This is a genomic window from Ureibacillus sp. FSL K6-0165 (genome assembly GCF_038004285.1).
GTDB classification, from domain to species: Bacteria; Bacillota; Bacilli; order Bacillales_A; family Planococcaceae; genus Ureibacillus; species Ureibacillus thermosphaericus.
In genome coordinates this window covers 710139-722985 of record NZ_JBBOQS010000001.1, presented here as the reverse complement: position 1 = coordinate 722985, position 12847 = coordinate 710139, and the positions used below count along the sequence as shown (strand labels likewise).

General features: G+C 39.9%; 7 protein-coding genes. All 7 read right to left on the bottom strand.

The genetic code is table 11. The features are described 5' to 3' along the window. Nucleotides 1-262: 262 nt before the first annotated feature. The 7 genes from tuf to rpoB all read right to left on the bottom strand — a co-directional run bounded on the left by tuf (nt 263) and on the right by rpoB (nt 12636). Complete coding sequence (gene tuf / locus NST00_RS03515; RefSeq protein ID WP_016838552.1) at nt 263-1450, bottom strand: elongation factor Tu; 1188 nt, start codon at nt 1448-1450, stop codon at nt 263-265. A gap of 123 nt (nt 1451-1573) precedes the next feature. Further along, nucleotides 1574-3652 carry an elongation factor G gene (gene fusA, locus NST00_RS03510; RefSeq protein ID WP_340709638.1) on the bottom strand — a complete coding sequence of 693 codons (2079 nt, stop codon included), beginning with the start codon at nt 3650-3652 and terminating at the stop codon, nt 1574-1576. A 90-nt stretch (nt 3653-3742) separates the two neighbouring features. Further along, nucleotides 3743-4213, bottom strand: coding sequence for a 30S ribosomal protein S7 (rpsG, locus tag NST00_RS03505; protein WP_016838550.1), 471 nt, complete (start codon nt 4211-4213; stop codon nt 3743-3745). Between the two features lie 37 nt (nt 4214-4250). After that, nucleotides 4251-4670 carry a 30S ribosomal protein S12 gene (gene rpsL / locus NST00_RS03500; RefSeq protein WP_016838549.1) on the bottom strand — a complete coding sequence of 140 codons (420 nt, stop codon included), beginning with the start codon at nt 4668-4670 and terminating at the stop codon, nt 4251-4253. A gap of 98 nt (nt 4671-4768) precedes the next feature. Then, nucleotides 4769-5020 (bottom strand): 50S ribosomal protein L7ae-like protein, encoded by a 252-nt coding sequence (locus NST00_RS03495; RefSeq protein WP_016838548.1) that lies wholly within the window; start codon nt 5018-5020, stop codon nt 4769-4771. Between the two features lie 255 nt (nt 5021-5275). Next, on the bottom strand, nt 5276-8965 hold the full coding sequence (gene rpoC / locus NST00_RS03490; RefSeq protein ID WP_340709637.1) for a DNA-directed RNA polymerase subunit beta': 3690 nt from the start codon (nt 8963-8965) through the stop codon (nt 5276-5278). A gap of 110 nt (nt 8966-9075) precedes the next feature. Continuing rightward, the gene (gene rpoB, locus NST00_RS03485) at nt 9076-12636 is read right to left on the bottom strand and encodes a DNA-directed RNA polymerase subunit beta (protein ID WP_184656226.1); all 3561 of its coding nucleotides are present in this window, start codon (nt 12634-12636) and stop codon (nt 9076-9078) included. Nucleotides 12637-12847 lie beyond the last annotated feature (211 nt).

Here is a 12847-nt window from a genome sequence, read left to right as displayed (position 1 = left end):
AGAAAGGACTTTGTTTTGTTTAGCAAACTCATCCAATGATACCTAGCCTTATATGAAGTTCGTGTTCCTCAGACCGGAAGTTTGCCGCTCGCTTCCTTCAGATTCCGCGTCACCACGGACACCCTTGCGTTAAGCTAACTGTTACTTCTGCCTTCACAGTTCGGGACTTACACCCTATAGATTACACCCATGCCAGGCGCACTAAAAAAACCATCTTGTAGATAAACTACAAGATGGTTCAATCGTAAGCTATTTACGTTTATTATTTAATGATTTCAGATACAGAACCTGCTCCTACAGTACGTCCACCCTCACGGATAGAGAATTTAGTACCTTCTTCAATCGCGATAGGAGAGATTAATTCTACAGTCATTTCGATGTTATCGCCAGGCATAACCATTTCTACACCTTCTGGTAAAGTGATTACACCAGTTACGTCTGTAGTACGGAAGTAGAATTGTGGACGATAGTTAGAGAAGAATGGAGTATGGCGTCCACCTTCTTCTTTAGATAATACGTAAACTTGTGCTTTGAAAGCTGTGTGTGGTGTAATTGAGCCTGGTTTTGCTAATACTTGACCGCGTTGAACTTCGTCACGTGAAATACCACGTAATAAAGCACCGATGTTGTCACCAGCTTCAGCATAGTCAAGTAATTTACGGAACATTTCGATACCTGTTACAGTTGTTTTTGTTGGCTCATCAGCTAAACCGATGATTTCTACTTCGTCACCAACTTTAACTTGACCGCGTTCTACACGACCAGTAGCAACTGTACCACGACCAGTGATAGAGAATACGTCCTCTACTGGCATCATGAATGGTTTATCAGTTTCACGTTGTGGAGTTGGAATGTATTCGTCAACTGCATCCATTAATTCAACGATTTTTGCTTCCCACTCAGCATCTCCTTCAAGAGCTTTAAGAGCAGAACCTTTAATTACAGGAACTTCGTCGCCTGGGAAGTCATATTCTGAAAGTAAGTCACGAACTTCCATTTCTACTAATTCTAATAATTCTTCGTCGTCAACCATGTCACATTTGTTTAAGAATACTACTAAGTATGGTACACCTACTTGACGAGAAAGTAAGATGTGCTCACGAGTTTGTGGCATTGGACCGTCAGCTGCAGATACTACTAAGATACCGCCGTCCATTTGAGCAGCACCAGTGATCATGTTTTTAACGTAGTCAGCGTGTCCTGGGCAGTCTACGTGTGCATAGTGGCGTTTTTCAGTTTCATATTCAACGTGAGAAGTGTTGATTGTGATACCACGTTCTTTTTCTTCTGGTGCGTTGTCGATTTGGTCGTAAGATTTAGCTTCACCACCAGTTTTTTTCGCAAGAACTGTTGCGATAGCAGCAGTTAAAGTAGTTTTACCATGGTCAACGTGACCAATTGTACCAATGTTAACGTGTGGTTTTGAACGATCAAATTTTTCTTTAGCCATTAGAGAAAGCCTCCTATTACTTGTATTTTTTATTTTTACAACTGCTGACAAGAAATTACTTTCTTGTCAAACAATCATAGCTTACAAATTATTTATACTTGATTAAAGGTGAGATTTCAATTATTATTCACCTTTATTTTTTTTGATAATTTCTTCTGCAATTGATTTTGGTACTTCTTCATAGTGGTCAAATACCATTGAGAATACACCGCGACCTTGAGTTGCAGAACGTAATGTAGTTGCATATCCGAACATCTCAGCAAGTGGAACCATAGCACGAACTACTTGTGCGTTACCGCGTGCTTCCATACCTTCAACACGACCGCGACGTGCAGTTACGTGACCCATGATATCGCCTAGATATTCTTCTGGAATTACAACTTCAACTTTCATTACTGGTTCAAGTAATACAGGGTTACATTTTGCTGCAGCATTTTTAAGTGCCATGGATGCAGCGATTTTGAACGCCATTTCGTTAGAGTCAACATCGTGGTAAGAACCATCGAATAATTTCGCTTTGATGTCAATCACTGGGTATCCAGCTAGTACACCATTTTCCATAGCGTCTTTTAATCCTGCTTCTACAGCTGGGATGTATTCACGAGGTACTACCCCACCGACAATCGCGTTTTCAAATTCAAAGCCTGCTCCTTCTTCATTTGGAGAGAATTCGATCCAAACGTGACCGTATTGACCACGACCACCAGATTGGCGAACGAATTTACCTTCAACTTGAGCAGTTGTACGGAATGTTTCACGATATGAAACTTGTGGAGCACCTACGTTAGCTTCCACTTTGAATTCACGTCTTAAACGGTCAACAATGATATCAAGGTGAAGCTCACCCATACCAGAGATGATTGTTTGACCTGTTTCTTGGTCAGTATGAGCACGGAATGTTGGGTCTTCCTCTTGAAGCTTTCCAAGAGCTGTACTCATTTTATCTTGGTCTGCTTTTGATTTTGGTTCAATAGCAACCGAAATAACTGGTTCTGGGAATTCCATTGATTCTAAGATAACTGGGTTTTTCTCATCACAAAGTGTGTCACCAGTTACTGTATCTTTTAAACCTACTGCTGCAGCAATATCACCTGCATATACATTTGAAATTTCTTCACGGTGATTTGCGTGCATTTGTAGAAGACGTCCAATACGTTCACGTTTACCTTTTGTAGAGTTAAGAACGTATGAACCAGAATCTAGAATACCTGAATACACACGGAAGAATGTTAACTTACCTACATATGGGTCAGTCATAACTTTGAATGCCAATGCTGAGAATGGCTCTTCGTCACTTGCACGACGCTCAGTTTCTTCTTCAGTTTTTGGCACGATACCCTTAATAGCAGGAATATCGATTGGTGAAGGTAAGTAGTCGATTACTGCATCAAGCATTTTACGAACACCTTTATGTTTGAACGCAGTACCGCAAAGTACAGGGTAGAATTGTACTGCAATTGTTGCTTTACGGATTGCAGCTTTTAATTCTTCTACTGTAATTTCTTCACCAGAGAAGTATTTTTCCATTAATTCTTCATCAAGTTCAGCTACTGCTTCAATTAATTTTTCACGGTATTCTTCAGCTTGTGCTTTGTATTCTTCTGGAATTTCTCCTTCAGTAACATCTGTACCTTCGTCGTTACCGTAGAATGTCGCATTCATTTCAACCAAGTCAATAATACCTTTAAATTGATCTTCCGCACCAATAGGTAATTGAATTGGATGCGCATTAGCTTGAAGACGATCATGTAAAGTATTTACTGAGTATAAGAAGTCGGCACCAGTTTTGTCCATTTTGTTAACAAATACGATACGAGGAACTCCGTATGTTGTAGCTTGGCGCCATACAGTTTCAGTTTGTGGTTCAACACCAGATTGAGCATCTAGTACTGTAACTGCACCGTCAAGTACACGTAATGAACGTTCAACCTCTACAGTGAAGTCCACGTGTCCCGGAGTGTCGATGATGTTAATGCGGTGACCTTTCCACTGAGCCGTTGTAGCAGCAGAAGTGATTGTAATACCACGTTCTTGCTCTTGCTCCATCCAGTCCATTTGAGAGGCACCTTCGTGAGTTTCACCGACTTTGTGAATCTTACCAGTGTAATAAAGGATACGCTCAGTTGTTGTTGTTTTACCAGCATCAATATGAGCCATGATCCCAATATTACGTGTATTCTCTAGAGAGAATTCGCGTTTCATAGGGAATTGTCTCCTTCCATATTGGGTTTAGACTAAAAAAAGTGTTATATTTAAATTTTGTACTAGCAAAAAGCTAGTACAAAATTTAGATTACCAACGATAGTGTGCAAAGGCTTTGTTTGCTTCTGCCATTTTGTGCATATCTTCGCGTTTTTTCACTGCAGCACCAGTGTTGTTTGCTGCATCTAGGATTTCGTTAGCTAAGCGCTCTTCCATTGTTTTTTCACCGCGAAGACGAGCGTAGTTCACTAGGTAGCGAAGACCTAGAGTAATACGACGGTCTGGACGAACTTCAACCGGTACTTGATAGTTAGAACCACCAACACGGCGAGCACGTACCTCAAGAACTGGCATTACATTATTTAATGCTTCTTCAAACACTTCTAATGGATCTTTGCCTGAACGTTCTTTTACAATATCGAACGCACTGTAAAGAATTTTTTGTGCTGTACCTTTTTTACCGTCAATCATGATTTTATTAATTAAACGTGTTACTAATTTTGAATTGTAAATCGGATCAGGTAACACGTCACGTTTGGAAACAGGACCTTTACGAGGCATGTGTTTTCCTCCTTTCAACGAGTATTACGAATTTTTATTATTTTTTCTCTTTTGGTTTTTTCGTACCGTATAAAGAGCGTGATTGCATACGGCCGTTTACACCTGCAGTGTCAAGCGCACCGCGAATGATGTGGTAACGTACCCCTGGTAAGTCTTTTACACGTCCACCGCGAATTAATACAACGCTGTGTTCTTGTAAGTTGTGACCTTCACCAGGAATGTAAGCTGTAACCTCGATTTGGTTTGTTAAACGAACACGTGCATATTTACGTAACGCAGAGTTTGGTTTTTTCGGTGTCATTGTACCAACACGTGTACATACTCCGCGTTTTTGAGGTGAATTAACGTTTGTAAGAGACTTTTTAAAGCTATTGTAACCTTTGTTTAACGCAGGTGATTTTGATTTAGTAATTTTAGATTTACGAGGCTTACGCACCAATTGGTTAATTGTAGGCATCGGTTTTTCCTCCCTTCATGTTATCGTTTTTTAATACCACACATCCAGGTGGTTCATTTTTAGGGTAAAAACAAAGCTTTTGTGTTTTTCCACAAAAACTACTCCGCAGCAATCGCAACAACTGCAGCTCCAACTTGGATTCCGCACGCTTTGCCAAGCTCTTTTCTTGATTCCACAAGATCTACCGGAATTCCATTTTCCTTTGCAAGGGCAATAACTGGTTCTGTTATTCTCTCTTCTGCATCTTGTGCTACAATGAGCTCTTTTACTCGGCCAGCTTTTATTGCTTTTACTGCTTGCTTTGTACCAATGATTGTTTTACTTGCCTGTTTAACTTTTTCATAAGACATTGACAATATCCTCCGAAGTACAGACAGTTACTATCAACCCTAAGTATATTATCATTATCATTTCAATCTGTCAATTTTTTTTGTAATTGAGTTGAAAAATTTTTTGATAAGTATAGAAACAGAGCAAGTAAACGGATTAATGAATTTATTGCATAATTCATCCAGTGAAAATGGCTTGAGCCTCCCCGTCGCATAATGTTTGTTTACAACTTCGGAGACTCAAGCTCTTGTATTTTCACTGAAATGTTTTCCGAATTATTCGGCTGATGTTAATTCTTCTAGAGCGCTAACAGGCTCTTCTTTGATCTTGATTTGACGATATCTTTGCATACCTGTACCTGCTGGAACAAGTTTTCCTAGGATTACGTTCTCTTTCAATCCGAGTAGCGGATCTCGCTTACCTTTAATTGCAGCATCTGTTAATACACGAGTTGTTTCTTGGAATGATGCAGCAGATAAGAATGATTCTGTTTCAAGTGAAGCTTTCGTAATTCCAAGGATAACTGGACGACATGTTGCAGGTACTTTACCATTCATAATCGCTTCTTTATTTGCTTCTGTGAATTGGTGAACATCGAGGAGTGTTCCAGGAAGTAAGTCTGTATCTCCAGCTTCGATTACACGAACTTTTCGAAGCATTTGACGTACCATTACTTCGATGTGTTTGTCCCCGATTTCTACCCCTTGCATACGGTATACTTTTTGAACTTCTTTTAATAAATATTCTTGTACCGTTGCTACGTCTTTGACTTTTAATAATTGTTTTGGATCAATTGAACCGTCAGTTAGAATTTGACCTTGTTCTACTTCGTCACCTACAGCAACTTTCAATCGTGCATTGTAAGGAGCTTGATATTTACGAGTTTCAATTTCACCAACAACAGTAATTTCTCTTAAGCCGTCACGACTTTCTTCAACTTCAGTAACGACACCTTTAATTTCCGAAATAAGAGCCTGACCTTTTGGATTACGTGCCTCGAAGATCTCCTGAATACGTGGAAGACCTTGCGTAATGTCGTTACCAGCAACCCCACCAGTGTGGAATGTACGCATCGTTAACTGTGTACCTGGTTCACCGATTGATTGAGCAGCGATAATTCCAACCGCTTCTCCCACTTCAACCTCTTCACCAGTTGCTAAGTTGATACCATAACATTTTTTACATACACCATGTTTTGTATTACATGTGAATGCTGAACGGATTGATACTTTTTCAATACCAGCATCAATAATTTTTCGAGCGATATCTTGCGTAATTAAATTGTCTCGCTCTAAGATTATTTCGCCAGTTTCAGGATGACGAATTGTTTTCTTAGCATAGCGTCCAACAATACGTTCTTCAAGCGTTTCAATTACTTCAGTACCATCCATTAACGCACCAATAGTTAATCCACGGTCTGTACCGCAATCTTCTTCACGAATAATCACGTCTTGTGCAACGTCAACAAGACGGCGAGTTAAATAACCAGAGTCCGCAGTTTTTAACGCAGTATCCGCAAGACCTTTACGTGCACCGTGTGTTGAAATGAAGTATTCCAATACGCTTAAACCTTCACGGAATGAAGATTTAATTGGAAGTTCGATAATACGACCAGCTGGGTTGGCCATGAGTCCACGCATACCTGCAAGCTGAGTGAAGTTCGATGCGTTACCACGGGCACCGGAGTCACTCATCATGAAGATCGGATTCAATCTTGGTAAAGAGTTCATTAGTTTTGCTTGGATTTCATCTTTTGCTTCAGACCAGCTTGAGATTACTCGGTCATAACGTTCTTCTTCTGTAATTAAACCGCGACGGAATTGTTGCATTACTTTATCAACTTTTTTCTGAGCTTTATCTAAAATTTCACCTTTTTCAGGTAATACAACGATATCTGAAATACTTACTGTAATACCCGCACGCGTTGAATATTTAAATCCTAAATCTTTCATGCGGTCTAGCATTTTGGATGTCTCTGTAATATGGAATCGCTTGAATACTTCCGCAATAATGCTTCCTAAGAATTTTTTACGGAATGGAGTAATCAACTCTTGATCCTCAATGTATTTTTTCAATACCGCTTTACGCTGATATTCGATTTTTTCTTGTTCAGATAGTTGATTATATTCTTCTGAAGCTTCTAGTTCTTTTAGTAGTTCATCATCGATTGTTAAGCTGACAAAGTATTTATCTGGTGTAGCTACTTCCAAGTTGTAAGATGTTGGTTCATTAATGTATGGGAAAGACTCTGGCAAAATTTCATTAAAGATAATTTTACCTACTGTTGTAATCAAGAGTTTTTTATTTTGCTCTTCCGTAAATGTTTTATTGTTTAAAGAGCTTGCTTTTACGGCAATTCGGCTATGCAGGTGCACATTACCGTTTTGGTAAGCTATTAACACTTCATCTGGACTAGAGAATACAGAACCTTCTCCACGAGCACCTTTGCGCTCAAGAGTTAAATAGTAGTTTCCTAATACCATGTCTTGGGAAGGTGTTACAACCGGCTTACCGTCTTTTGGATTTAGGATGTTTTGTGCAGCAAGCATCAGTAAACGAGCTTCTGCTTGAGCTTCTGCTGATAACGGCACGTGAACCGCCATTTGGTCACCATCGAAGTCAGCATTATAAGCTGTACATACAAGTGGGTGTAGACGTATTGCACGACCTTCAACTAATGTTGGTTCGAACGCTTGAATTCCCAATCTGTGTAGCGTTGGGGCACGGTTAAGTAACACTGGATGTTCTTTAATTACGTCTTCAAGCACATCCCATACTTCGTTGTGCATACGTTCAATTTTGCGTTTTGCGCTCTTAATGTTGTGAGCCAAACCTCTTTCAACTAACTCTTTCATTACAAAAGGCTTAAATAATTCAATCGCCATTTCTTTAGGTAGACCACATTGATACATTTTTAACGTTGGACCAACGACGATAACGGAACGACCAGAATAGTCTACACGTTTACCAAGCAAGTTTTGACGGAAACGTCCTTGTTTACCTTTTAACATGTGTGACAAGGATTTTAATGGTCGATTACCCGGTCCCGTTACAGGACGACCTCTACGTCCATTATCAATCAATGCATCTACCGCTTCTTGCAACATGCGTTTTTCGTTTTGAACAATAATGCTAGGAGCCCCTAAATCTAAAAGGCGTTTTAAACGATTGTTACGGTTAATAACACGACGATATAAATCGTTTAAGTCAGATGTTGCGAATCGGCCACCATCCAGCTGTACCATTGGTCGAAGCTCTGGTGGAATAACCGGAAGCACCTCTAATACCATCCACTCTGGTCTATTTCCAGAACTGCGGAATGATTCAATGACTTCAAGGCGTTTAATTGCTCGTGTGCGACGTTGACCTTGAGCTGTTTTTAATTCTTCTTTTAATTTATTTGCTTCTTCCTCTAGGTCAATTTGCTCTAGAAGTTTTTTGATAGCTTCTGCACCCATTCCTGCTTCAAAGCTATTACCAAACTTTTCACGGCAAGTACGATATTCTTTTTCAGATAAAAGTTGTTTCTTCTCTAAGTTTGTAACGCCAGGATCGATTACTACATAAGAAGCAAAATAAATTACTTCTTCCAATGCCCTTGGAGACATATCAAGAATGAGCCCCATACGGCTTGGAATTCCTTTAAAGTACCAAATGTGTGAAACTGGCGCCGCAAGTTCGATGTGTCCCATACGTTCACGTCGAACTTTTGCTCGCGTTACTTCTACACCACATCGGTCACATACTACACCTTTATATCGAACGCGTTTGTATTTTCCACAGTGACATTCCCAGTCTTTCGTCGGACCAAATATGCGTTCGCAGAAAAGACCATCTTTCTCAGGTTTTAATGTACGATAGTTAATTGTCTCAGGTTTTTTTACTTCCCCATAGGACCAAGAACGAATTTTATCCGGTGAAGCTAAACCAATTTTCATAAATTCGAATTCATTTACGTCAACCAAGGAGCCTACCTCCCTTTAGTTATAAGTCCTTTTGACATTCCATTAATTAAGATTCAGAATCAGAAAGTTTAATGAAGAATCGGGCAGGCGTCTACCTGCCCGCATGTAGATTAATTTTGAGTTTCAACAGGTTTTTCTTCTTTAGTTGGCAAGATGTTTAGGGCATCAGCTGGTTGTAGATCGTCATCATCATCCATATCTCTCAGTTCAATCTCTTCTTCGTCTACAGTAAGCATTTTCACATCTAATCCTAGTGATTGAAGTTCTTTAATTAATACTTTGAAGCTTTCTGGCACGCCTGGTTCTGGAACACTTTCACCTTTTACAATCGCTTCATATGTTTTCACACGTCCTACAACGTCGTCTGATTTGATTGTCAATAGTTCTTGTAGTGTATATGCTGCACCATACGCTTCAAGTGCCCAAACCTCCATCTCACCGAAACGTTGACCACCAAATTGTGCTTTACCACCTAATGGTTGTTGCGTTACAAGTGAATATGGACCTGTTGAACGGGCATGAAGTTTATCGTCAACCATGTGCGCCAATTTGATCATATACATGATACCAACTGATACTCGGTTATCAAACGGTTCTCCTGTACGTCCATCATAAAGAATTGTTTTACCGTCTCTATTCATTCCGGCTTCTTCCATCGTATTCCAAACATCTTCTTCGTTCGCACCATCGAATACAGGTGTCGCCATGTATTCGCCTAATAAGTGTGCAGCCATACCTAAGTGTAACTCTAACACTTGTCCGATGTTCATACGAGATGGTACGCCTAATGGGTTTAACATGATATCAATTGGAGTTCCATCCGGTAAAAATGGCATATCTTCTTCAGGTAAAATACGGGAAATTACCCCTTTGTTACCGTGACGACCGGCCATTTTGTCACCGACGCGAATTTTACGTTTTTGAACAATATAAACACGCACTAATTGGTTTACTCCAGGTGGTAATTCATCACCGTCTTCTCGATTAAACACTTTAACATCGAGGACGATTCCACCTGCTCCATGTGGTACACGTAATGACGTATCTCGAACTTCACGAGCCTTTTCACCGAAAATGGCATGAAGTAAGCGTTCTTCAGCAGTTAATTCCGTAACTCCTTTTGGTGTTACTTTACCTACTAAAATATCACCGTCACGTACTTCAGCACCAATTCGAACGATACCGCGATCATCAAGATTACGTAGCGCATCTTCACCGACATTTGGTATATCGCGAGTAATTTCTTCTGGGCCTAGTTTAGTATCTCGAGATTCAGATTCATATTCTTCAATATGAATGGATGTATAAATATCATCTTTTACAAGACGTTCGTTCATAATAATCGCGTCTTCGTAGTTGAAACCTTCCCAAGTCATGAAAGCAACAAGAACGTTGCGACCTAGAGCAAGTTCGCCTTTATCCATGGAAGGTCCATCTGCAAGAATATCTTTTGGTTTTACGCGATCCCCAACTTTAACGATTGGGCGTTGATTAATACAAGTTCCATGGTTGGAACGCTGGAATTTTTGAAGCTTATATTTATCCAGTTCGCCTTTTACTTCTTTTCCATCTCTAATTTCAATTCGACGAACATGGATTTCACGCGATTCAACATGTTCAACGATTCCTTCATACTTATTAACTACAGCAGCACCAGAGTCCCGAGCGTTTACGTATTCCATTCCTGTCCCTACATACGGAGCCTCTGGTTGAATTAATGGTACTGCTTGACGTTGCATGTTTGCACCCATTAATGCACGGTTAGAGTCGTCGTTTTCTAAGAATGGGATACATGCTGTCGCAGCAGATACGACTTGTTTAGGTGATACGTCCATGTAGTCAACTAATTCTCTTTTGAATACTGTGTTGTCTCCACGGAATCGACCTAAAACTTCCTCGTTGGCAAAAGTTCCGTCTGGATTTAACGGTGAGTTTGCCTGAGCTACGATGTAGTTGTCTTCCTCATCGGCTGTTAAGTAGTCAATTTGGTCTGTCACTCGGCCTGTTTCAGGATCAACACGACGATAAGGTGTTTCAATAAAACCAAACTTATTCACTTTCGCATAAGTTGATAATGAGTTAATTAGACCGATGTTTGGACCCTCTGGTGTTTCAATAGGACACATGCGGCCATAGTGCGAGTAGTGAACGTCCCGCACTTCCATACCAGCACGTTCTCTCGTCAAACCACCAGGTCCTAAAGCGGAAAGGCGGCGTTTATGCGTCAATTCTGCTAGTGGATTTGTTTGGTCCATGAATTGCGATAATTGAGAGCTACCAAAGAACTCTTTTATTGATGCAATAACTGGACGAATATTAATCAATTGTTGTGGTACGATTGACGCTGTGTCATTAATTGACATGCGCTCACGCACAACTCGTTCCATACGCGATAGTCCAATACGGAATTGGTTTTGCAACAACTCACCAACAGAGCGTAAACGACGATTTCCTAAATGGTCGATGTCATCAACATTTCCTACACCATAAAGTAAGTTGAAGAAGTAGGATAATGACGCGATAATATCCGCAGGAGTTAAATGTTTTACCTCTTCATCAACGTAAGCATTGGAAATGACATTGATGATTTTTCCATCTTCGTCATTAGGAGCATATATTTTAATGGATTGGATTGTAATATCTTCATCCAATACACCACCTACTTGAGATAATGTACGGAATCCAACACCCTTCTCTAAATAAGGAATAATTTTATCTAACGTACGTCGGTCAAGAATTGTATCTTTTTCAACAATAATTTCTCCTGTTTCAGGATCTACTAACGTTTCTGCGATTTTTTGATTAAATAGACGATTTTTTATGTGAAGCTTTTTATTCATTTTATAACGCCCAACGGCTGCTAAATCATAGCGTTTAGCATCGAAGAAGCGGGAATATAGCAAGCTTTTTGCACTTTCAACTGTCGGTGGTTCACCTGGACGAAGGCGTTCATAGATTTCTAATAGCGCCTTTTCAGTGCTATCTGTATTATCTTTCTCAAGCGTATTTCTCAAATACTCATTATCACCGATAATATCGATAATTTCTTGGTCTGAACCAAAGCCTAACGCTCTTAGAAGCACTGTTGCAGGCAATTTACGTGTGCGATCGATGCGAACATAGATAATATCTTTTGCATCCGTTTCAAACTCCAGCCATGCACCACGGTTTGGAATGACTGTTGCACCGAAGCCTTTTTTGCCGTTTTTGTCCGTTTTATCGTGATAATATACGCTTGGTGAACGTACCAATTGGGATACAATTACACGCTCGGCACCGTTAATAATAAAAGTGCCTGTTTCTGTCATTAATGGGAAGTCCCCCATAAAGACATCTTGTTCTTTAACTTCATCCGTTTCTTTGTTATGAAGACGTACCTTTACGCGCAATGGTGCTGCATAAGTTACATCGCGCTCCTTACATTCATCGACATCATATTTTGGTTCTCCTAAAGAATAGTCGATGAATTCTAGTGAAAGATTGCCTGTGAAATCCTCAATAGGGGAAATTTCTTTAAACATTTCAAGCAATCCTTCTTTAAGGAACCAGTCGTAAGAGGCTGTTTGAATCTCTATTAAATTCGGAAGCTCCAGCACCTCTTTAATACGCGCAAAGCTTCTACGCTGGCGGTGTCGTCCGTACTGAACTAGTTGACCTGTCAACTTATTCACCCCTCAATAAAGCGATAATAGGTCTTTGCAAAATCAAATAAATAGTGTATGATTTTCCAAAGACAAAAAGAAAACGAGACTTTTTCAAAACCTCATTTTCGGTTAAACTTAACTTATTCATGGCAAGTATACCCATATAAAAATCATTGCATACAAAAGGGCATACTCCCAAAAAATAATATTTTTGCATTTTATTATGTTATCATAGCCG

Bases quoted from the DNA above. Each gene is read 5' to 3' on its own strand.
- tuf (WP_016838552.1), bottom strand. From the start codon at position 1,450: ATGGCTAAAGAAAAATTTGATCGTTCAAAACCACACGTTAACATTGGT.
- rpsG (WP_016838550.1), bottom strand. From the start codon at position 4,213: ATGCCTCGTAAAGGTCCTGTTTCCAAACGTGACGTGTTACCTGATCCG.
- rpsL (WP_016838549.1), bottom strand. From the start codon at position 4,670: ATGCCTACAATTAACCAATTGGTGCGTAAGCCTCGTAAATCTAAAATT.
- fusA (WP_340709638.1), bottom strand. From the start codon at position 3,652: ATGAAACGCGAATTCTCTCTAGAGAATACACGTAATATTGGGATCATG.
- NST00_RS03495 (WP_016838548.1), bottom strand. From the start codon at position 5,020: ATGTCTTATGAAAAAGTTAAACAGGCAAGTAAAACAATCATTGGTACA.